Raw genomic sequence first — 21,395 nt, 5'->3', positions numbered from 1 at the left:
TAAGAAAAGCAGCCGAAACGGGTTCGCCAAATCCATAGGATCTAAGAGCGCCCTGGTTTGTATTTCCAATAAACATGACCTGACCAACAATATCAAACCAGATAAGTTCAGCCGTCTTTCCGTCATAGATGGGCCCCTCCCCAAGCTCGTTACGTACCGGAAAGCAAATCTCAAAATTCATTTAAGGGGCCTGTTTATCACTTAAGAACCTAGCGGATAATCTTCTTCGATCTCTGCCGCCTCCAACTTTAGCCGCAAAAGTCCCATATCCCTGTTCCTAAAAATTTCAGCTGGAGATTTACCACCATAATCAAAGAAACCAGCACCACTCATCACACCATAGCGTCCCTCTTCGACCAACCTATCGACGGTGGGACTGCCAGGGCTCTGCGCCGGAGGTTGATAGGTCATCTGCTTTCTTCCTAGTTGCATCAGCTTTAGACTAGCAAAATCCGCTTTCATTAAGGCTCCCTGCAAGGCCATGCGGTGGGCCAGCCCATACTTAATGGAATCATCTATTGCTCTGGCAGTAGCCCAGCCTTCATCAAGCAGCTTGAAAATTTCTGAATAAATCGCAGACTGCAACCTATTCGCAACGTAACCACTAATAAATTTTTCAAATACTACCGGCTTCTTTTCCATAGCCAGATAGAACTTCTCCATCCGCGTAAGAAGTTCAGGATCTGTCTCCGGACCTGCCGCCAAATCTACTAAGTCAATGATATATGGAGGAGTGTACCAATGCGCAATGATACTGTTTTTCAACCTGCGTTCCGGCACTAAAGGAAAAATATCTAGGCCAGATGTGTTGCTAGCAATCACCGCATCCATTGGAGCAGCCTCATCTATTTCCTTAAATACTATCCTCTTAACCTCCTCCGTCTCCAGAACTGCTTCCACAACCAGGTCAGCGTTAGCAACAGCGTCCGCTATGTACTCCACTGGCTCAACCCTATCTATGATTCCAGATACACTATTTTTCTCTAAAACACCTGCATCCACCAACGTATCTAGCGCACTTGCAATGAGAGCCACTCCTGCTTCTAGCTGCTCCTTGCTAATATCCTGCATTTTTACTTTGTGACCACCCATGGCATGGACCAAAGCTAACCCATGGCCCATTAGGCCGGCGCCAATAACAGCAACCTCAATATTTTTGTCCATATTGGAATTCCTTTCCCTCAATCGACCAATATCATAGGCTAATTCCTATACCTTTGGTTATGGATTGCGACCCCTCATTGAGGCGGGATTAGCCGGTAATTTAAGGATCGTTCCAGTATTGGTCAACAAAGTGCCGTCAACTTTCAGAACTGAAATATCTCTGTCCACAAAGTTTCCAACATAGAGATATTCTCCACTAGGGTTAAACACTGCGCCTTCCGGCAGACCTCTAACATCTACCTCAGCGATAACGCGGACATTTTTTCCCTCAATCCCAAGTACGACCACACTTCCATTTCTGTTGTAAGCCCAACTGTCGCTCGCTATGCCCCCGCTTCCTTTGAGCAAAATGGCCACTGCAATATCACCATTCGGACTTATAGCTAATCCTTCAGGGGCATCTCCAACCATTATGCGGTCAATGACGCGGGGAGGAGATGCAGTAAGATCAATCACGCTTACAGTATCGATATGGCCGTCCGACCCAGGCCCGTGGTCTGCGGTGAGGCCGAGAGTGCCGTCCGGGGTAATTTGCACATTATAAGGTTTTAACCCGACTGGCATATCCAGAGAGGCATCGTAGGTGACTTGACTTCCATTAATACGGAGTACTGAAATTTTGTGGCTACTAAATTTAGTCACAAGTGCCATGCTACCATCAGGTGTGATGGCAACTGAGGCAACCTCCTCACCTATATCCACCGATTGGATCATGGTCACGGAGCTGCCTTTGATTTCAAGGACACCAATGGTGCCGCTTTTGCGGTGAGCGACTAATGCGAGGTCGCCTGACCTATTTATAGCCATGCCGGATGGCTGAAAGTCCACCTTCACTGTATCAATAAGCATTGGTGGTTTCGTTGTAAGGTCAATGACGTGAATACGATTATCAGGGCTTGGCTTCCAGCCGTCTTCGCCTTCAGTCCACTCCATGGCTTTTGTAACTAAAGCTAATGACTCGTCTGGGGTAATCACCAAATTGGTCGGCGGGCCAAATACTGAGTTGCTAATAGGAAGATTAGCTATGATTTTTGGATTAGCGGGATCGTCGCCAATATCCACTATAGAAATCATATCGTTTCCCGGCGCTTCAAATAGGATGTCGGGACCATCAAATCTTACTTTGTTATCGCCGCCCACGATCATTAGATCGGCCGCTACCGGGAAGGTAAGATAAACGATCGGCATTACAAATATGATGGATTTGCCTAACGCTTTTAGGGGAAAGAAATTGAACATGTTTAAGCTCCAGAATGCACAAATTTCATAAAACTTTGTCGAATTCGCTATTATAGAAAGATACGCTTGTATAACGAAGACATTGGAGTAGATATCTATATATCGTTGCCACACTCTTCATTTTGTAGTTTAGTTCAGTTTCCTCCACAAAAATGGATCTCAGTATGACAGATTCTGAAAGACGGAACCTGCAGATCATTACAGAAGTCTGTGATTCGTTCAATGATCACAATATAGAAGCAATATTGGAGCGGTTCGCGGATGAGGGTGTTTGGCGAATTTCACGTGGGAACCCCCCTGAAGGAGATCGGTTGGTCGGGAAAAAGGATATTCGATCAATGCTTTCCCAGCGCTTTACGTCGATTCCGGATATGGCATGGGAGATTCATAGCCATTGGGTGGCGGGTAACAGGGGATGTTCTGAATGGAGAGTTATTGGGCACGAACGAAATGGGAATTTCCTGGATTGGTTTGGCTGCGATCTCTGGACTTTGCGCGGTGATGGGATGATTATGCTTAAAGACACTTACTGGAAATATGCGGGTAGTGAGTGAGCTAAATGCCCACCTGCATCGCGTGTCTTTTCGCAGTTGGCAAAGTCTTCTAGAAGACTTTTTATAAGCTGGAAATAAAGCTGAGGTGAGAGATATATGGCTCCGAGAAACATTCATTTTGCTAGTTTATTAGATGTTGCACAGAGGCTTCACGCCAAGGAGTTCTCCCCGGTCGATTTGACCGAGCACATGCTTAAACGTATTCGGGCAAAAGATAGAAAGATAAAAGCCTATGCGACTGTCACTGAAGAGTTAGCAAGACAGCAAGCAAAAAAAGCAGAACAAGAGATATCTCGTGGTCGCATTAGGGGGCCGCTTCACGGGGTCCCAATAGCGGTAAAGGATCTTTGCTTTACCCGCGGCATACCAACAGCGGCGGGCATGCCTATTCATGCAAATTTTAAGCCCAGATATAATTCAACTGTAGTTCAACGCTTTGCCAAGTCAGGAGCTGTGCTTCTTGGGAAACTGCAAATGACTGAGGGTGCTTTTTCCGAACACCATCCAGATGTTTCTCCTCCGTTAAATCCGTGGAACTCAGCACACTGGGCTGGTGTTTCCTCATCTGGTTCTGGGGCTGCCACTGCCGCTGGTTTGTGCTTTGCTTCTATCGGGAGTGATACAGGCGGCTCAATACGGTTCCCATCTGCTGCTAATGGCTTAACGGGTCTTAAGCCGACCTGGGGCCGCGTGTCGCGATACGGTATTTTTGAACTGGCGGCTTCCCTCGATCATATTGGCCCAATGTGTCGAAATGCTGCTGACACCGGCGCAGTACTCAATATTATTGCTGGGGCGGATAAAAATGACCCTACAGCTTCGACCGCGCCTGTCCCAAATTATCTGGCGGGACTGGAGCGTGGAATTCGTGGATTAAAATTTGGATATGACCCCCTATACAATCGGCGGGATGTCGATCAGGAAATGCGAAAAACAACCGAAGAGGCACTAACGGTGCTCAGGTCGATGGGGGCCAATCTTCGGAAGGTCACGTTTCCAAATACTGATGCGGTGCTGGATAATTGGCCTGCCCATTGTGGGATAGAAACTGCTTTGGCCCACCGCCAAACGTACCCTAAAAACAAAGAGCAATATGGGCCCGCATTGGCCCGTTTGATTGACCTTGGTCTATCGCTTTCGGCGACTGATTATCAAAACATTCTACTAATCCGGCATAGTTTTTGTGGTGAAGTAAGGGCGGTCTTCGATGACATTGATGTATTAGTGGTTCCCGCACAAGGCACGGCATCACCAACAGAAAAAAATGTTAAAGAGGGTAGGCTTGATCCAAAGGCGTGGCGGGCTATGGGGATGTCCCGATTTACTAGCCCATTTGATTTTACCGGAAGTCCCACTGTTACCATGCAGTCGGGCTTTACCAGGGACGGCATGCCGATTGCAATTCAATTTGTCGGCCGTCATTTTGAAGAGGATTTGCTGGTTAGAGCGGGTCATGCGTATCAACGTGAAACGGATTGGCATAATGAGCATCCCGCTATCTAATGGGGGCAACGAGAATTCAAGATGCGAAAAACTATTTAATTTAAAAGTGGATAATAACTGATGTTCATCGCAATGAACCGATTTAAGATTGTCAAAGGGAAAGAGGCGGATTTTGAGAAGGTCTGGAGGAATAGAGATACCCAATTGAGCTCTGTTTCTGGGTTTAAAGAGTTTCATCTAGTAAAGGGTGAAACCACGGATGCTTATACCTTATACGCTTCGCATAGCACTTGGAACTCAGAGGCAGATTTTATTGATTGGACCAAGTCGGAGGCGTTTCGCCTTGCCCACAAAGGTGCTGGGAAGCATTCTGACTTGTACATGGGTCATCCTATTTTTGAGGGCTTCGAGGTAGTTCTTTGACCTTTTAGTTTCGTATCCAGCTAGGCCCGTTTTCATCGAGATCCCATAGGGATGGATTCTTGCCCTGCTTAACTGGTTTGTTAGATTCTATAGCCACCGCACTTAAAGGTGGCCTAAACTCGTTGTCTATTTAAAAGTTTATGCTGGGAGGGTCTTATGTTTAGAAACGCCAAAGCCAACTTGCTAAAAGTCTTGGCAATAATTTTGACACTCGCCGTGGGCTCTGCGGTAAGAGCAGACGAAGTGTGGAATATGGCGACAGCCTGGGGCGGTGGTCCAATTCTAGAAGAGGAGGCAAGGGGTTATGCGAAGTGGGTGGACACGCTTACCGATGGGCGCATACAAATCAATGTCTTCCCGGGCGGCACGCTAGGGAGCCCACTAAAAGTCTCCCAGACTGCGAAAGCTAATATCGTTCAGGCTGGCCACACGTGGATGGGCTACGATTGGGGCATCGACAAGACCACGGTCCTCTTTGGGAATATGGCCGGCGGCCTAAACCCTGAAGAGATGATTATCTGGTTATTTGAAGCAGGCGGGGCAGAACTCTGGTTTGAATTTCGAAAGGAGAAGTTTGATGTAGCATCCATCCCATGTGGAATAGGCCCAACAGAACTTTTCATGCACTCAACGCGGCGCGTAGAAACAATTGAGGATTTAAAAGGCCTTAAGCTTCGAACGGCTGGAGCTTGGGCAGAAATCGCGGGTTCACTGGGTGCTTCCACTGTAATTATTCCGGGTGCTGAGGTATATCCTGCTCTTGAGAGGGGCGTAATAGACGCAATGGAGTGGGGTTCGCCTGCTATAAATTTGCCATCAGGGTTTCACAAAATTGCTAAATACGTGATCATGCCCGGAGTCCATCAGCCATCTGCAACTTGGGAGTGTCTTTTTAATCTTGAGGCTTGGGAACGCATAAGTGAGCATGACCGCGAGATGTTGCGGGCAGCGGGCAAAATAATGACATTGGAAAGCTGGGCGCGTTGGGCATACCGAGATATCGGAGCGCTGGAGGAAATGGAAGCCTATGGCAACGAGCTAATTGTTTTGGACCCAGAATTTATAGAGGCTGCTGACACGGCTGCAAATCTTTGGGCTGATGTCGAAGCGGCAAAAGATCCTTGGTTTAGTAGAGTTTTACAACATAGGAGGCTTTTTCAAAAAGATATGGAAAATTGGTCCAAGTTTCGATTTCCAATTGGCAAACGATAATGTGGCTATGGAGAAAGTGAGCCTGTTTCCAGGCTCCTGGAGATTACCTTTACAAATGGGCTGAGGAGAAGACGCACGATGTATACGCCGTCACACTTTGCATTGGAGGATGATCCAGCGGCCCAGCGAATAATGAGAAAGTACAATTTTGCGACGTTGGTCTCTGGAACACAAACAGATGTTATGGCGAGCCATCTACCTTTGTTGTGGACTAGCCAGGGAGGTCAGTACGGTTCACTTCGTGGGCATATGGCTAAAGAGAATCCATAGTGGGAGCAATTGGCAGATGGGGGGGAGGTCTTAGCTATTTTTTTATCCAATCATGCGTATATTTCGCCTAACTGGTACCTATCGAGACCCGCTGTTCCAACTTGGAATTATAGTGCGGTTCATGCCTATGGTACTCCAAGTCTTATAGGGGAGACTAGTTGCATAAAGGATTTACTCTGGGGGATGGTTGAGTTTGAGGACCCAGATCCAGGGAACGCATGGCCGGATACAGCGGACTACAAAAAGCTGGTTGAAGAAATGATTCCCCATATTGTAGCTTTTGATATTTCTATCGTACGGTTGCACTCGAAAGCTAAACTTAGCCAAAATCGTCCGGAAACGGATCGACGCCAAGTAATGGATAACTTGCGCGGGTCGGCAGACGCTGGCGCTCAGAAAGTGGCCGAAGATATGGAGGCGTTCTATGGCCATAGAACACGCAATGATCCGGATGGTGTTGCTTAAGGTGGGGGGTCATCTGCTTGTGTTTGGTGCGGGAAAAGAATTAGGTGTGGTTGCAAGCCTTGATTCAAATTTTTCACGCATATAGCGTTGGCAATGAGAATATATTTTATTGTTTTAACAGAATAAATTCGCACTATGCGGTACTATTAGCGGACGTGTGAAAGAATCTGGTCGAATAAATTCTGGTAAATTAGCCCATAAGTGAGGTCTGAATTTTATGTCCTGGGAAGAAGAGCTTAATGAGTTACGCCGCAGAGAGGCATTCGCTGAGGAACTGGGTGGTCGGGAGAAAGTAAAACGTCAGCAAGATGGAGGGCGGTACACTATTCGTGAGCGAATTGCCCTAATGGCAGATGCTGGCACTTTTCATGAAAGCGGTAAAATTGCCGGGATGGCGAAATATGACTCCAATAACGATTTATCGAAATTAGTCCCATCTAATTTTGTTTTTGGGAAAGGACTGGTAAATGGACGCCCAGTGGTTATTGGAGGGGATGACTTCACCGTGCGAGGGGGATCAGCCGACGCCACCATTCCGAAAAAAAACCAAAGCTGTGAGGAAATGGCTAACGCTTTGCGGTTGCCATTAATTCGTATGGTGGAAGGGTCGGGTGGTGGTGGATCTGTTAAGACTATTGAAACTACGGGCCGTGCTAATGTCCCCGAACTTGAAGGATGGCAGATTTTGGTGGAGAACATGGGGACAATCCCTAGGGTAGCCCTGGGCCTAGGTTCGGTAGCCGGTCTTGGGGCGGCTTATCTGGCCGCAGCTCACTATTCCGTAATGATAAAGGAAAAGTCTGCTTTATTTGTTGCGGGTCCGCCTTTAGTCAAGAGGATTGGCCAAGATCTTACAAAGAATGAACTAGGCGGATACAAAATACAGCTAAAGTCAGGGGCGGTTGACCATGCAGTGGATACGGAGGAGGAGGCATTTGAATGTGCGCGGACTTTTCTTTCGTACCTGCCGAATTCTGTTTATGAACTTGCCAGCCGCCATGAGACGGACGACGACCCAGGCCGAAAAATTGACTGGTTGTTGGAGGCAATCCCACGAAACCCCCGTAAGATCTATAAGATGCGACCCATCATAGAGGCCGTAGTTGATAAAGGATCGTTTTTTGAGATGGGGAGTCAGTTTGGACGGTCAGTCATCACAGGTTTTGCGCGTTTGGACGGTTGGCCTGTGGCTATTATGGCTAGTGATCCTTATTCTTATGGGGGGTGTTGGACCGCCGATACTTGTAAGAAGGTGACAAAGTTTCTAGATCTTGCGGAAACATTCCATCTTCCAGTGGCATACTTAGTGGATTGTCCAGGCTTTGAAATCGGACTCAAGGGAGAACAAAATGGAACAATCAAGGAGGGCGTTCGTGCCATGACTGCAATGTGGCAAACAACTGTTCCTTGGTGCACTATTATTGTTCGTAACTGCTTTGGCGTTGCTGGCGCTGCCCATAAAAATGGTGGCAGATTTTGTAACCGTTATGCGTGGCCCTCCGGGCGTTGGGGTTCACTCCCGCTGGAAGGCGGTATTGAGGCAGCTTATCGCGCAGATATAGATGCTGCTGATGATCCTGAAGCAAAATTAGCTGAGATAGAAGACAGGCTCAATAAACTGCGATCTCCATTCCGATCGGCAGAAAGCTATTGGATTGAGGAGATAGTTGATCCCCGGGATACCCGAAAATTGTTATGTGATTTTGCCAATAGTTCAGCCCCAATTAGAACAGCTGGTCCAACACGATTTGCGATGCGCCCGTGATTTCGTTGCGTGCTAGGAAAACCTGAACACTTTGTCTGAAATTTTCAGATGCTATAAGAAAGTAAATTGCACCCATGGGAGGAGTAAATAATGGCTTTTTACGAAATACGACAATATAAAATTCGCCGCGGGAAAATGAATGAGTGGCTCAAACTAATGGAATCCGAAATTATCCCGTTCCAGATTTCCAAAGGAATGGTGATAACTGGTTCTTACAGAGGCGAAACAGATGAGAGCGTTTATGTTTGGTTGCGCCGTTTCAATACTGAAAGAGAAAGAAAACGTCTATACAAGGCGGTGTATGAAGACCCTCATTGGGTTAACGACATAGGGCCACGGGTGGCCAAGGTCATCCATCGCGATAAGATCATGGTGCAGCGGGTTGTCCCCACCAAGAAGTCAACGGCACAGTAACATATGTGAGAAAGGTGAATGTTCTTTAAGCGAGGCGCTAAAACAGGAAAAGCCCGCCAAAAACGGCGGGCTCCCCACGGTAATAAGCGCTAATTCACTCTACAATCGTTAGATTTTCAGCTGAACTTTTGCCATTGCGTCCGGCCTCAAGGTCGAAATTAACGTTTTGGCCTTCCTGAAGTGTGGACAATCCAGCCCGCTCAACAGCAGAGATATGAACAAAGGCGTCCGAGCCGCCCTCATCCGGAGTTATAAATCCATAACCCTTTACTGGGTTGAACCACTTCACGGTTCCTGTAGCCATCGATAGTTCCTCTACATAATGTTTATGTTCCACCTTACATAAGGGGGATCTCAAAAAACAGTTCAACGATTTGCATGGAGTATTTAGTGCTTTAGTCGGCGTGACAAAGCAGGACACGCCCAGGCTTCGAAGATCTGATTAAGCCTATATGGACAGTTGAGGCCATAAAAACAAGCATAACCTGCATAATTATCGATATAATTGCAAATAATGATGAATAAAGATGGTTTGTTGGCAGAAAATGGGCTCATTTTGGGATTTATTACATTTCCAAGACCCTAGACTTAAACCTTCTGTGGCCCTTTTGTTAAGTGTGGAAAACTGCAAATTTTGATACGGGCTCTCGAATGGTTTCCAGTTTATTTTGTGGAGCTTCCGTATCCTCGTATCCCAGGCTCAGGCCAACGTGGACCATTTCAGGTGGCTGGAGTCCAAGCTCTTTCTCGAGAATTTTATGAAATTGTCCCCAAGATGCCTGTGGGCATGTGTGCAACCCTTGTCCCCTAGCCGCAATACAGATACTTTGGATAAACATTCCATAATCTAACCAGCTCATCCAACCCATATCCCTATCAATGGTGAAAAGTAGGCCAACAGGTGCCCCGAAAAATCGGAAATTTTCAGAGTGAAATTGCTGAGTTTTCTGGCGTTCGCCTTTCTTGATTCCCATAAGATTATAGAGATCCCATCCGACTTTTCTGCGCCGCGCTAGGTATGGATCACGCCATGTCTCCATGTAGTGAGGCCTATCGTTAGTGTGCGTGCCCGGGGCCTCCCGGAACGCCCTAAGTACAGACTCGGAAACTCGCTTCAAAGAATTTCCTGTGAGGACATGAACTCGCCAGGGTTGTGTGTTTGTGCCACTCGGTGCTCTTGATGAAATGTCTAAAATGTGGGCAATAGTTTCCTGGGGTACGGGTTGGGCCTTAAAGGCACGCACCGACTTGCGACTTTGAATTGCTTCGTCAACATATAGCATTCTACTACTCCTTAATTGCTAAAAGAGGGCAAGCTCCAACTTTGGTCGACAGCAAGTTAGTGAGGCCAGATTATTATTTAACCAGTTTGACTTCTTGCGCCTCTCTCATAACGCTCTAGGTTGATCTCAAATTCTTTGAGCCGCTTCCATATGGACCGCAACTCAGTGATGGTGGTCCAATTATGTAAAAATAATGCGAATCCACCATGAACTTTTTGGAAGGCATTGCCTACTTGCATCATAACTCCCAAGCTTGCCATGCCGGTAAAAAGACCAGGTCCCATTAAAAGATAAGGAGCTAATATCATTACTTGGTCATATGTATGGACCCAAACATTGAAGTAAGAATAATGCAAATATAGACGATGATAATTAAATCGTATTCCCAAAAATAATTCCCATAAGTTTTCAGGTTTTGCATAATTGACTTTGTCATCTTCTCCTAGGACTAGGTCCTTTCTGAAGGCCGCTTCAACCTTCTGATTATTATATTCTAGGCCAGGTAGTTTCCATCCCACAAACCATGAAATGATCAGGCCGCCAATAGAAACAATTAAGGCGCCCCAAACCAGTGAACCCTCAATATCTCGAAAATAAGGTACATCCACTTTGTCACTCAACCCATAGAGAATAGGTATAAAGGCGACTAGGGTCATGATGGCGCGCACTATCTGTAATCCCAAAGACTCAATAATCCGGGCAAACCGGTTACAATCCTCTTGTATTCGTTGAGAAGCGCCTTCAATTTCTTGTTCGACATTTCGCCATCTAGGAATATATCCCCACGTCATAGCCTGTCGCCACCGCAAGCCATACACCTGGGTAAACCACGATGTCAGGGTCATTAAAAGTATATAAGGAATAGCAATTTCAAGGAATGAAGGGGCTCCATTGAAACCATCTCTCACATAGTCAATCGAGACGAGTTGTTGGTAGAAGATAGTCAATCCCTCCTGGGGATTGTCTAGGAAGTCGCCAGACTTTTGGAGAAGATCATAGAATCCTTTGTACCAATCATTGAATGCGACGGACAGCTGAACCTGGACCCAGATAGATAGAATAAGCAGAGCGCCGCCACCATACGCCCACAGTGCCCACTCCCTGGTCTTGTAAAAAGATCGCAACATAACCGTTGACCTACAATTAAGTTAAAAAATAATCCCGTGCCAAGAGCGGCGACGGGGAGTTCGGCTATCTTAGTGCTTTCAGCCCCTTTGATTGGATCGCAGCCAAAGCGGCTGCTATTCATCACTTCACGTTAGACTGCTACCCACATTTGCGTCGATCTGTGATAGCCCGAGAGTTTTAACACAATCATCCGCTGGCGCATCAGTTTATTTTTCTGAATTGATTCCTATTTATCAGCATAAATTCTCCAGTATTAGGGTTTTTAACCCCTTAGTTCCCATGTCCCCACTGTTTTTGTTCGGCATTATAAGAGAGAACATCTAATGAATAGGTCACATCGTGTGGCATAATGGTGCGGCTGATGTAACTGGGGTCGATATTCTGGGAGAGAAGAGATGTCAATAAGTATTAAAATACCTGGTCTGGCCATGTTTACTGTAGGCATTCTGCTTGCCGCCCAGACTGCTTTGGCGGATCATGAGGCTAATAGTGGCAGTTTCAAGGTCATTCTGAGCGCAGTGACCGACTTTGATGCGGTAGAAATAATGGGCACCGTGGTGCGGGTGGGAACGCTCGATGGCACTGTAACCATAATAGAGAGCAGCAGCGGGCCTGTTTGAAGGCTTGGTGCGTAAGGCCAGGCAAATAGGCAGGCTGTGTCGAATCGCCTAATTTCTTCCCTTACAGATGATTTCTAATATGATTTCGTCTGATTGATTTGAAGAGGGGTGCAGCCATTCATCTGGAGGCTTAATTGAGACATGGTTATCACCAGCAGCCATCGGCTGCTTATAGATGGTCCAGGTCAAATTCTTATATCTAAATAAGTTACAATCTCCTTGCACATATGCCGTCGAAGATAAATAACCCCACGCGCTTTTACTGGCATAATCATTTAGCAGCCAAAAATAAACATATCCATCTGCTTGGTGGATTTTTTGAAAGTCCACATAGAAGGTGTTCCCGGCGATGTTCTCCGCAATTCTCGCCCAATCTGCAAAACACGAAGAGGAGATTGTTGTGGAAACTAATAGTCCGATAAATAGGGTTAGCTTCTTCAATGTTTAATCAACTTTCACGCCATCCTTGAAGTTACCTGTGTACTCTTCATTTACATTCCCGTTCACACTGAATCCAATCCAGGCGCCATCCATGTTCCCATTTTTGTAGTTTCCTTTTTCTCTTAACTGACCATTTATGAAGTAATATTCCCAGGCGCCATGCCGCTCTCCATTTTGGAGTGTTTCCTTGATCATCAATTGACCTGATACATGGTAAGTGAGCCACTCACCATTTCTTTCTCCATTTAAGTAGCTTCCCATAGAGGCTAATTGGCCATTGTCGTGAAAAGATACATAAGGCCCTTCAGCCTTTCCGTTTAGGAAGGCCCAGCGTTGTCCAGCCTTTTTTACAGTTCCGCTAAATGGATTATCACCAGCGGACTTATGATAAAATACTCCTTCTCGATATATCAAGTCATCGAAGGTCACCGTTGTCTCTTCACTCTGGGCGAGGGCGGGGGATAGGAAGAATGCAAGGGCCATGCTTGCAAAAATCGTTCCATGATTCATTCGTGCTTCCTCTCATTGGTTGGTGGGGGATTGAAATACTGTTTCTCTTCTGCAGTATTGCCAGGTACCGATAATTTTTGAACCTTAACCAGGCAAAGTTTTGTCGGTTCTTCGATATTCAATGTATTTAGCAGTGTCGGTGGCAATGTGATCACCAAACAACTTAGCAACAACTTGAAATGCCATATCAATTCCTGAAGAAACACCCGCAGAAGTTATTATTCCATCGTCCACCACTCTCTGGTCCCTGAGAATCTTTGTAGAGGGGCTGATATTTTTTAGCAAATCTAAGGCCCCCCAATGCGTAGTTGCCTTTTTATTCCTGAGTAGGCCCGCTCTAGCTAATAGCAAAGAACCTGTGCAGACCGATGTTAATAACGAAGCCTCTTTAGCAGTGCCTAAAATCCAAGATATGGTTTCTTTTGATTGCAAAAGTGGCCTGGTTCCTTGGCCACCAGGAATGAGAAGAATATCAACCTTTGGGCTGTCTTTGAAATTGTAATCAGCGAGAACCTTAAGTCCACCAGAAACCTGGATGGTTTTTAATTTCTTAGAAATGGTGAAAACATTAAAGGGAGCGGACTCATTATTTTTTCTGCTTTCTATTCCTGGGGTGGTTCTAGTTCGGGAGAACACTTCATACGGGCCGCTAAAGTCGAGAATCTCCACTTCATCAAAAATAAAAATTCCCACATTCTTTGCCATAGTCAGTCCATCTGGGTTGTTTTGATAGGCTCTTATTTCGGGGGACTATACTACCATCATAGCTTCTGAAAAGGTTTTACATCACACATTTTGGGGGGCTTTTGGTGTGTAACGCCCTTGGCACGTCACATTAAAATTGATTGAAACCGCTCCCTTCTAGCCTTCTAACCCCTTTTAGTTATGTTAATGAACATCCTAATAGCTTTTACGAGTAGATGCAGCTCCCGGATCTCTTCCTGGCGCTAGTGCGGTAATCTGGTATAAGAATGCCTAAGTTATCCCGGAATTAGCGCCGATTAGCCTACGCTCTAACCACCTGACGTAATTACCGGTAAATATATTTTAAGTATTGTTGCTTGTTAGGATCATTTTATACGGAGCAAACGTGTCTAGGATACCATTTATTAACGTAAGGCCAGAGGGACACCTCTTTATCGCGATTTTTGTGGCTGTAACAATCGTTTTCTTCACAGTTGCCCAATGGCTTGGGTTCATTGGCATCGTTCTCGTCGTCTGGTGCATATATTTTTTTCGCGATCCGGATCGTGTAACACCACTTGAGGATGGACTAGTTATCAGTCCGGCCGACGGGGTTATTCAAATGGTGGGCGATGCAGCATTGCCGCCAGAGCTTGACATGGGGGACGCACCTATGCGCCGCATCAGTATCTTTATGAATGTCTTCGATTGTCACGTAAATCGCATTCCTATCGATGGGGAGATAGTCAAAAATTCCTACCGGCCAGGGAAATTCTTAAACGCATCTTTAGACAAAGCCAGTGACGATAATGAGCGCCGCTCATTAGTGATACAAACAAAAAAGGGTGCCAAGATTACGTTTGTACAAATTGCAGGTTTGGTTGCGCGTCGAATAGTTTGTTGGGTTGATGAAGGTCAATCACTGCTGGCTGGGGAAAGGTATGGCATGATCCGCTTTGGAAGTCGGATCGATGTTTATCTGCCCAAAGGCACGAGGCTTATTGCAATCCCGGGCCAGAGGGCTGTTGCGGGAGAAACCCCAATTGCTAAATTGGATAGTAGCGAAGAGGACCAAGGGGGAGAGTGGCGCTAATGGCCCTAACTTCTTTCGAGAGACGACAGGTGAGACGAGAGCGCCTGAATCGGCTTTTGCCGAATGCTTTGACTACGTTTGGGCTCTGCTGTGGATTCACTGCTGTGAGGTTTGGACTGCAAGAGAAATGGGAAATATCAATTTTGTTTATTGGAGCAGCAGCACTTTTTGATACTTTGGACGGGCGGGTAGCTCGGCTTATGGGTGGGCAGACAGAATTGGGTGGGCAACTCGATTCTTTGGCTGATGCTATTTCTTTTGGCGTTGCTCCTGTAATGCTAATGTATTTATGGTCGTTAAATAACGCTGGTGGTTTTGGTTGGGTTATCGCTACCTTGTTTGTGGTTTGCTCTATCCTGCGGCTAGCGCGGTTCAATGTGTCCTCTGTTGCACCTGATGCGCCAGACTGGGCAAGTAATTATTTTAGTGGTGTGGCTACGCCGGCTGCAGCTGGTATGGTTTTGTTCCCTCTTATAATTGGCATTGAAACAGATTGGGATTTTTGCCGCTCCGCATGGGTTACACTTCCTTGGACGATTGTAGTTTCTGGGTTAATGATTGCGCCGATTCCTACCTATTCTTTTAAGCATATAAAGATTAGGGTTCCTAGAAAATTTATAACGCTCTCGTTAGCGAGCGTTGGGTTGTTGGCTGCGGCGCTTATCACTGAGCCGTGGCTCACTTTATCTGCTCTAATAATGGCATTCTCCGCTTCTATCCCCTTTGCTGTTTTGTCGTTTAAGAAAAGACAGGGCGAGGACGAATCTAGTGGTTCTAAGGATGGATAATAGTGATTTCATAGAAAATGTAGCCGGGGCGTGGATTTTCATAGGATTGTTCGGCTATATGAAGGGAATGGTGCCCAATTTGTTGTATCCACAAGGGAACGAACTGGATATTAAGTTATTGATATAATGGCATGCCCCGAAGGATTCGAGCCGGTGACCTCTGCATTTGGAGGAAAGCGCCAGTGTTGTTCCCAGTGCTACTGTTGAATTTCCGGGAGTCTAGGAATAGCATTTATCTATGAAATACATAGCAATCCTAATTCTGTTTCTCTCTATCACAGCTCCTGTACATGCAGGAGAAATGGATGGGAAGGGCTTGGAATGTATATTTGCTGAAAACGCTTTGAAGTTTGGACCAAAATATTACCTTTTTGAGAATGGCAAGGTAGTCCAGCCTTACGTGGATAATTCAACGCCACTAACTATTAAAAGAGAAATCTATCAAGATGCTTATGTGGTTACCGCTAGTGCTATTGCGTGGAGCACCTCATATACATTTGATAGAAAAACTCTGAGGCTATCAGTTAGCATGGGAATGGAGACCCAAAAGTACTACTGCGAAGTAAGGGCGCCAGAAGAGATTCAATCAATTCTCCAGAAAAAGATTGAAGCACTCAACACAAAATGAAGGACAATAAACGTTAATTTCATGAAAACTTTATCATCTCTGTTTCTAGTTTTTTTTCTTTCCATTTCTGTTGCATGGGCTCTCTCCATAGATGGTAAAGGTGTGTGGTGTGACAGGGGTATTAACAGTTTTGGTTATTGGTTTTACGACGGACAATCCACTGAATATGTTATTAAGGACCAAGAAGTTTTTGGTTCCATACACAATCCCTTCGACTATCAAGAGCTGTTTAAGGCAGTCAGAATATTAGTAAACCACGATAAGGTTTTAGATAGAACCACACTGGAACTAACTATTGGTAGTGGGAATTTAGCAAAGATTTACCAATGCCACGTCGTTCAAACATTGGATGAATTGAAGCGAACTCTGCAAAGAATTATTGATCAGGGAGTCCCTGGCAATACAAGTTGACTGAGATAGGGTGTGCGTAGGTAATGTTCTTAAAGATGTTACTGAAAGATATAAATAGAGTAGTAAGTGGCTTGGGCTTTGCCAAAAAGAACTAGCGGGCTATCATCGGTTTATCAACGAAACTAGACGATGGTGCATATGAAACCCAAATTCAACCTCACCCGCCGCCAATGGCTTGCTTCAGCATTTGGTTTTTTGGCTACTGCAAGATCATGCCCACTGCTTGCTCAAACAAAAATTCGTCGCATCCCAACCCAGTATATCGCGGCATTGGCTCCAGAAGGGGCAACCTCAGGGACTGGCGCTGAATCTTGGGGCCTTTGGAAAGTTGACCCAGGCCCGATCGGTGTGTGGTTGCGTTTGTACCAAGTTTTGCAGAAAGCCGGCAATATTGCACCTGCGGGTTGGCGGTTTGATATTGATGATTGGTGGCTAGATGAGAATGGCTTGATCATGAAGGCCCCAGAGTTTCCTATTCCAGCGGGGCAGTATTACGTGACCAACGGTGAGGATAATATTTCTCTCCTGATGGTCGAAGAGCCAGACGCAGAAGGCAAGCAAGCCTGGGCGCTCACAGATGATAAAACAATCGGGGATGTCACACATGGCCCATGCCGGTCTGCGCGATATACGCCCAAAGGTGAGAGCGGCACGTGTTCGCCGGAATATGCTGATCGGTCCGCCTTTCCTCTAAAGCCTGGGGAATCTCCTCCGCTGGTTAGTGGATGTAATCGGAAAAGCTATGCCGTGTTGATCGTTTTTGGCGTGGCGTCGGAAGGCACTTTGACGGACCTGTCCAAAGATTGCTGGCCGCGTCATGTATGCGCTGAATAATTGACGCCATTCTTTTTTGTAATCACTCATATAGATAGTATTTTGCCGTTACATCTTTAGTCTATTCACTGCATNATTTGTGCCTCCGCCCACTCTAAAAAGTCAGGGCTTGACCGCTGCGATGCAGTCCGATTTTGACGCTATCCAAAACGAATTCAGAGAGAGATGGGATGAGTTGGATAAAAAGGTTCTTGCCTTTGTCCATGCGGCCCATCTCGATANCCAGGGANTNGAGGTCCCCACACCATCATTTACTGTGAGNAGTAATAACAANANGGTTACGNATTGTTGGTTCTGNAAAACAGGATTAGACGGTAGCGTTGATGTGAGCTGNGTTGCATGCAGGTGGATTCTATGTGGTTGTGGGGCGTGCGGNTGTGGTTATCAAGGTAGGTATTATTAGCCAACACGTTGGGGTGTTGTATAGGAAAAGGTCTAGCTAGGGCCTAGGTTGATAGCGCCAAAATGTCTCAAGAAATAGTTAGAAAAAACTGGTAAGAACACAGGCCTGGAGTATAGTTCTTGCATGTACAACGAGTTTCAAAGTGCCGCCTCATAGAGGGCCTCCATTTATTCAAATTTGTAGTTTAGACGCAGCCCGAGATGCGGATCTTGATGGCTTTGGCGGTGTGATTACCATTGAGAATAGTATTGTCGAGGACCCCCTTCGTATAGAGGGTATGGGGACGAGCCAGCTCGTGCTTCGGTTCGACGATATAGCGGGTGAGCCTGTTGAAGACTATTTGCAACCATTGGTTGGCCAATGCATTTTACCAAATGAAGCACACGTGCACTCTGCCCTAGGATTTGGACGAAAGTGTGGAGACACCTCCCTTTTAATTCATTGCCATGCAGGCATGAGCCGATCGCCGGCAATAGCCTTGGCGATTCTTGCCGATTTCTTAGGGCCAGGCAATGAAGAGCAGGCGGTAGAGGAGTTGCTTGGTTTGGTCCGGTTGTGCACTCCAAACAACTTGGTCGTTGAGATCGCGGATGGCCTGCTAGGCAGGCAGGGCAAACTGGTTTCCGCTGTGAAAGTGTTGGAATGAATAGGGATCTACTCTTAGAAGGTTTAGGGCTTGTAGCTTCCGCAATGCATCCCCATATATAAAGTGTGAGCTCGTAGCACGACTATCGTAGCTCGCACGGTTTTTACTTCAAAAAATTGCAACGTTTTGTGCGGCCTGCCGAGCCACGGAGGGTTGGCGTAGTGTTGTGGGCGCACGTACTTCGCAGGAAGGAGAACTATGCCTACTGATATTTCCAAGAGATTTTTCCTTATCAAAAACAACAAAAGCGGCAAGGAAAAGTGGATAGGTGAAAGCGAGTGGGCTGCGCACGACGTAGCCGCCTGGTCAAAGATCAAAGCCTGCCGTCTGCGGGAACATCTGGACCCTATGGGCTTTCCCGCCAAGCTTTATCGCAAGGAATTTGTGACCGCCGAGGGAAAAGAAACAACAGATATTAAGTTTTATTGGGAAGAGGACGGAGGAGCAGTTATCGACGGATGCGATATGGGTCCCCGTGTGGAGGAATGGTTTGGGGATTGGGATTACGAATACAGCATGAAGGTGAAAAAGAATGATATTCCTAAGTTTCTCTATCTAATCCTGAAAGACTCCTTTAATTCCTCCGAGCCTTTAACCTATGGCCGTCTTCGAAAGATTTGTGCGGGCAACGGGATTGAGACCAAAACGTTTTCTTGGTCTTGACCCGATCGCCCGCTTAGAGTCCCTACCTAGAACTAAATAAAAGGTGTTTTGGGTTGCACCTCAATGCCGAGATCGCTCCCATAAATTTCGTAATTCCCAATGGGANAGGTCTATAAGGNGGANGNTNTCTCCTTCNTATGTGTGCNGTAGTTGTGCNCCNTCTTCCCCGTCTATATCGATATCGAAGANGGTTACTTCCCANTCNNCTTCCATCCCTTCAACCTCTACAGTCTTACTAATGGTNCGGGTACTTTTTTGGGTATCCCCAATCCAGTGTGCAAAATTTGCGCAATAGTAGGCCTCGACCAGTAGCTTTCTCGCCTCTTCGAGAGTGTTAAGTGTGTATCCTTTATCCACTGCGTTATTTATGGTCCAACGCGGCAATCCATGCGGCATACATTTCTCCAGTTTCAAGTTGCATTCCAAAGCATTAGAAGTGTTTTTGGAAGTCCATGCCGAGACCAATAGGTCCCGGCGTGGCTTTCCATTACGGGCTATTTTGTTGTGGACGTCTTTTTGACAATAAGGCGCAAGGTACCTCGCTTGCCAAACTGGCTCCCCCGACTAGACAAGTCAAAGCCCTGGTTGAAACATTTGCTTGTTCCTTGTTGCGACATTTTTACCTGGTAAGCGTTGCGTGCCCAATTCATTTTAGCCATTGCATGTTCCTCTTTTTAAGTTAGGAAGCGCAGGAAAAGGGGTGTTTGACTTTTGTTGGGGAAGACGCTTGGTGTTGAAAAAATGTTGAGAACTGGCGAGGTTTGGAGGCCGATACCAGCTGTTATTGAGCTACGTTCTCTGGTCCTGTGCCTGCGAGAGGTGGTCCCGATTGCAGAGCGAATCCCCCAGAGAAAGGCACAAAAATACCCCTTCTGGTGCTTCTCAAAAGATACCTACATGCAATCGGTTAATTTGGTAGCATGAACCCATAATAGCCTAATTTGGGTGCGAGGGACAACCTATTTAGGCTATAGAAAAGGCTAATGTCCCCTATAGGAAGGTAGATGTCTGCAGCCCTGTGACGGAGCCGCAGACAACTAATTGCTAAATAATAGGGGGTAGTTGTTATTATCCTATTGCGATGGATCCCTTTATTCTCTGGAGCACAAGTGAGCAGTTAGTCGGGTTAGTTGGGGATCCTTCTCGTCCAGAAGTTTTTATACTTAATTAATGGACTAATAATTTCTGGCCGGGGTCCATGGTCCTTGAAAGTTGAAGCAGCCGATCAAGTGTGTGGTCATTAATTTCTTTAATGCATCGAGATTCGTTGGAGTTTAGGGTCGTCCCTTAAATAGTCTGTACCACCTGAAGATATCAACGAGGCTTCGCAGGGAGCCAGCGGCATAGGTCCATGCGGCGGCTGTAAGTATTTTTCTTGCGGCGGGCATGTCTTCGGGAGAAATAATTTTCTCTGCCCCCAAAATGACTAATGCTTTGTTGAAGCTTGCATCATACTCAACGGGTAGTGTTACTAGGTCTGCCACAACTCGTAGCCCCATAATCAAAATCCCCAAAACAATCTGAAGTGGCATTAGTCGGACTGACACCAAAGCGCCTGTCAGGGGCGAAAGGTAGGAAATTGCGACACCAGCTCTCTGTGCCCAAATAGCCATAACGACCAGTTGCTGTCGAGCTTTAAGCCTTTTATCTCCATCTCTATCTTGGATAGCATGGCCCACCTCGTGTGCTGCGACTACAATGCCTGAAAGGCTTTTTTTATTAAAATTATCCGGGCTAAGGCGGACCACTTTTGCTCGGGGATCATAGTGGTCTCCATGTTGAGTGGGGGCCATTTCCACCTTCACATGTTCAAGTTGCAAGTTGTCTAAAAGGTGTCGAGCTAGGTCAGCCCCTGTCCCTGGAAACTCTGGCCGTTCTCTATTGTGTTGCTCCATAATTGAGCGAAACCAAATGGAGGGGCCGACAAATATACAAGCGCAGAATACGAGAAATAACACTAAAAGGACTAAGTGCACTAGCAGCGCTCCCCAATGAAAGAGGTTTTACAGTGGCTACTCTTCTTAGGATCCCCAGTTTTACGGGAAAAGCAACTGATCCTTAAACATTGGGTTTCAGGTGCAATTTGACCTTGATTCGGCTTATCCATCGTTTTTGCTATACTACACTAACGAGAATTTGAACGGGATATGGGATGACCATGGCTGAAGCATCTGATTATAAGTCTGGCGTTTGGGATCTTCACTCCATCTTTAACCAGGGTGAACAAGCTATAGCCAATGAAGACTGCTTGCAGATACCACTTTATCAGAGAGACTACCAGTGGATCGAAGAGAACCTCGAAAGCCTTCTATTC

At 46.2% G+C, this 21,395-nt stretch carries 26 protein-coding genes and 2 pseudogenes; 17 read left to right on the top strand and 11 right to left on the bottom strand.

Annotated elements, in window-relative coordinates; all coding sequences use genetic code 11:
* The 3 genes from CMM32_09610 to CMM32_09600 form a co-directional block, all read right to left on the bottom strand.
* The coding region (locus CMM32_09610; GenBank protein MBT07149.1) for a hypothetical protein at window positions 1–181 on the bottom strand (181 nt) is incomplete at its 3' end.
* Window positions 182–201: 20 nt separating this feature from the next.
* The gene (locus tag CMM32_09605) at window positions 202–1,164 is read right to left on the bottom strand and encodes a 3-hydroxyacyl-CoA dehydrogenase (protein MBT07148.1); all 963 of its coding nucleotides are present in this window, start codon (window positions 1,162–1,164) and stop codon (window positions 202–204) included.
* Window positions 1,165–1,221: 57 nt separating this feature from the next.
* Window positions 1,222–2,352: a hypothetical protein gene (locus tag CMM32_09600; GenBank protein ID MBT07147.1), complete on the bottom strand. Its 1,131-nt coding sequence runs from the start codon at window positions 2,350–2,352 to the stop codon at window positions 1,222–1,224.
* Between the two features lie 203 nt (window positions 2,353–2,555).
* On the opposite strand from CMM32_09600, the gene CMM32_09595 reads away from it, so the two are divergent.
* The 8 genes from CMM32_09595 to CMM32_09560 all read left to right on the top strand — a co-directional run bounded on the left by CMM32_09595 (window position 2,556) and on the right by CMM32_09560 (window position 8,949).
* Complete coding sequence (locus CMM32_09595; GenBank protein MBT07146.1) at window positions 2,556–2,957, top strand: hypothetical protein; 402 nt, start codon at window positions 2,556–2,558, stop codon at window positions 2,955–2,957.
* 96 nt (window positions 2,958–3,053) lie between these two features.
* Window positions 3,054–4,460, top strand: a complete 1,407-nt coding sequence (locus CMM32_09590; GenBank protein MBT07145.1) for an Asp-tRNA(Asn)/Glu-tRNA(Gln) amidotransferase GatCAB subunit A — start codon at window positions 3,054–3,056, stop codon at window positions 4,458–4,460.
* A 60-nt stretch (window positions 4,461–4,520) separates the two neighbouring features.
* A complete protein-coding gene (locus CMM32_09585; GenBank protein MBT07144.1) occupies window positions 4,521–4,823 on the top strand; it encodes an antibiotic biosynthesis monooxygenase in 303 nt (100 codons plus the stop codon).
* Between the two features lie 156 nt (window positions 4,824–4,979).
* Complete coding sequence (locus CMM32_09580; protein MBT07143.1) at window positions 4,980–6,035, top strand: C4-dicarboxylate ABC transporter substrate-binding protein; 1,056 nt, start codon at window positions 4,980–4,982, stop codon at window positions 6,033–6,035.
* Between the two features lie 78 nt (window positions 6,036–6,113).
* Window positions 6,114–6,305, top strand: a complete 192-nt coding sequence (locus tag CMM32_09575; GenBank protein ID MBT07142.1) for a hypothetical protein — start codon at window positions 6,114–6,116, stop codon at window positions 6,303–6,305.
* Between the two features lie 9 nt (window positions 6,306–6,314).
* A complete protein-coding gene (locus tag CMM32_09570; protein MBT07141.1) occupies window positions 6,315–6,770 on the top strand; it encodes a hypothetical protein in 456 nt (151 codons plus the stop codon).
* 217 nt (window positions 6,771–6,987) lie between these two features.
* The gene (locus tag CMM32_09565; protein ID MBT07140.1) at window positions 6,988–8,535 is read left to right on the top strand and encodes a methylmalonyl-CoA carboxyltransferase; all 1,548 of its coding nucleotides are present in this window, start codon (window positions 6,988–6,990) and stop codon (window positions 8,533–8,535) included.
* Window positions 8,536–8,622: 87 nt separating this feature from the next.
* Window positions 8,623–8,949 (top strand): NIPSNAP family containing protein, encoded by a 327-nt coding sequence (locus CMM32_09560; GenBank protein MBT07139.1) that lies wholly within the window; start codon window positions 8,623–8,625, stop codon window positions 8,947–8,949.
* Window positions 8,950–9,043: 94 nt separating this feature from the next.
* Here the strand turns inward: CMM32_09560 and CMM32_09555 are convergent, their stop codons facing one another.
* The 3 genes from CMM32_09555 to CMM32_09545 form a co-directional block, all read right to left on the bottom strand.
* Window positions 9,044–9,253, bottom strand: a complete 210-nt coding sequence (locus CMM32_09555) for a cold-shock protein (GenBank protein ID MBT07138.1) — start codon at window positions 9,251–9,253, stop codon at window positions 9,044–9,046.
* Window positions 9,254–9,560: 307 nt separating this feature from the next.
* Window positions 9,561–10,232: a nitrobenzoate reductase gene (locus CMM32_09550; protein ID MBT07137.1), complete on the bottom strand. Its 672-nt coding sequence runs from the start codon at window positions 10,230–10,232 to the stop codon at window positions 9,561–9,563.
* A 77-nt stretch (window positions 10,233–10,309) separates the two neighbouring features.
* Window positions 10,310–11,359, bottom strand: a complete 1,050-nt coding sequence (locus tag CMM32_09545) for a transporter (protein MBT07136.1) — start codon at window positions 11,357–11,359, stop codon at window positions 10,310–10,312.
* Between the two features lie 396 nt (window positions 11,360–11,755).
* Here CMM32_09545 and CMM32_09540 point away from each other — a divergent pair, with 396 nt between their 5' ends.
* Window positions 11,756–11,980 carry a hypothetical protein gene (locus tag CMM32_09540; GenBank protein MBT07135.1) on the top strand — a complete coding sequence of 75 codons (225 nt, stop codon included), beginning with the start codon at window positions 11,756–11,758 and terminating at the stop codon, window positions 11,978–11,980.
* Between the two features lie 48 nt (window positions 11,981–12,028).
* Here the strand turns inward: CMM32_09540 and CMM32_09535 are convergent, their stop codons facing one another.
* The 3 genes from CMM32_09535 to CMM32_09525 form a co-directional block, all read right to left on the bottom strand.
* Window positions 12,029–12,421 (bottom strand): hypothetical protein, encoded by a 393-nt coding sequence (locus CMM32_09535; protein ID MBT07134.1) that lies wholly within the window; start codon window positions 12,419–12,421, stop codon window positions 12,029–12,031.
* Between the two features lie 3 nt (window positions 12,422–12,424).
* On the bottom strand, window positions 12,425–12,931 hold the full coding sequence (locus CMM32_09530) for a hypothetical protein (GenBank protein MBT07133.1): 507 nt from the start codon (window positions 12,929–12,931) through the stop codon (window positions 12,425–12,427).
* An 84-nt stretch (window positions 12,932–13,015) separates the two neighbouring features.
* Window positions 13,016–13,636, bottom strand: coding sequence for an AraC family transcriptional regulator (locus CMM32_09525; GenBank protein MBT07132.1), 621 nt, complete (start codon window positions 13,634–13,636; stop codon window positions 13,016–13,018).
* 385 nt (window positions 13,637–14,021) lie between these two features.
* On the opposite strand from CMM32_09525, the gene CMM32_09520 reads away from it, so the two are divergent.
* The 7 genes and pseudogenes from CMM32_09520 to CMM32_09490 all read left to right on the top strand — a co-directional run bounded on the left by CMM32_09520 (window position 14,022) and on the right by CMM32_09490 (window position 19,081).
* Entirely contained in the window at window positions 14,022–14,708 is a 687-nt protein-coding gene (locus CMM32_09520) for a phosphatidylserine decarboxylase family protein (protein MBT07131.1), read from the top strand.
* On the top strand, window positions 14,708–15,496 hold the full coding sequence (pssA, locus tag CMM32_09515) for a CDP-diacylglycerol--serine O-phosphatidyltransferase (protein ID MBT07130.1): 789 nt from the start codon (window positions 14,708–14,710) through the stop codon (window positions 15,494–15,496). The genes CMM32_09520 and pssA overlap by 1 nt, the downstream gene beginning before the upstream one ends.
* A 238-nt stretch (window positions 15,497–15,734) precedes the next feature.
* Complete coding sequence (locus CMM32_09510) at window positions 15,735–16,124, top strand: hypothetical protein (GenBank protein MBT07129.1); 390 nt, start codon at window positions 15,735–15,737, stop codon at window positions 16,122–16,124.
* Between the two features lie 21 nt (window positions 16,125–16,145).
* Window positions 16,146–16,535, top strand: a complete 390-nt coding sequence (locus tag CMM32_09505; protein MBT07128.1) for a hypothetical protein — start codon at window positions 16,146–16,148, stop codon at window positions 16,533–16,535.
* A 138-nt stretch (window positions 16,536–16,673) separates the two neighbouring features.
* Window positions 16,674–17,300: pseudogene (locus CMM32_09500) on the top strand (hypothetical protein).
* A 641-nt stretch (window positions 17,301–17,941) separates the two neighbouring features.
* Window positions 17,942–18,418, top strand: coding sequence for a hypothetical protein (locus tag CMM32_09495; GenBank protein MBT07127.1), 477 nt, complete (start codon window positions 17,942–17,944; stop codon window positions 18,416–18,418).
* Window positions 18,419–18,616: 198 nt separating this feature from the next.
* The gene (locus CMM32_09490; protein MBT07126.1) at window positions 18,617–19,081 is read left to right on the top strand and encodes a hypothetical protein; all 465 of its coding nucleotides are present in this window, start codon (window positions 18,617–18,619) and stop codon (window positions 19,079–19,081) included.
* A 60-nt stretch (window positions 19,082–19,141) separates the two neighbouring features.
* Here CMM32_09490 and CMM32_09485 read toward each other — a convergent pair.
* A pseudogene (locus CMM32_09485) lies at window positions 19,142–19,477 on the bottom strand (hypothetical protein).
* Between the two features lie 315 nt (window positions 19,478–19,792).
* On the opposite strand from CMM32_09485, the gene CMM32_09480 reads away from it, so the two are divergent.
* On the top strand, window positions 19,793–20,005 hold the full coding sequence (locus CMM32_09480) for a hypothetical protein (protein ID MBT07125.1): 213 nt from the start codon (window positions 19,793–19,795) through the stop codon (window positions 20,003–20,005).
* A gap of 350 nt (window positions 20,006–20,355) precedes the next feature.
* Here CMM32_09480 and CMM32_09475 read toward each other — a convergent pair whose 3' ends face one another.
* Complete coding sequence (locus CMM32_09475; GenBank protein ID MBT07124.1) at window positions 20,356–21,063, bottom strand: peptidase; 708 nt, start codon at window positions 21,061–21,063, stop codon at window positions 20,356–20,358.
* Window positions 21,064–21,395: the final 332 nt, after the last annotated feature.

The organism is Rhodospirillaceae bacterium (genome assembly GCA_002728255.1).
In the GTDB taxonomy this organism is placed as follows: domain Bacteria; phylum Pseudomonadota; class Alphaproteobacteria; order UBA7887; family UBA7887.
This window is presented reverse-complemented; position numbering and strand designations above follow the sequence as displayed.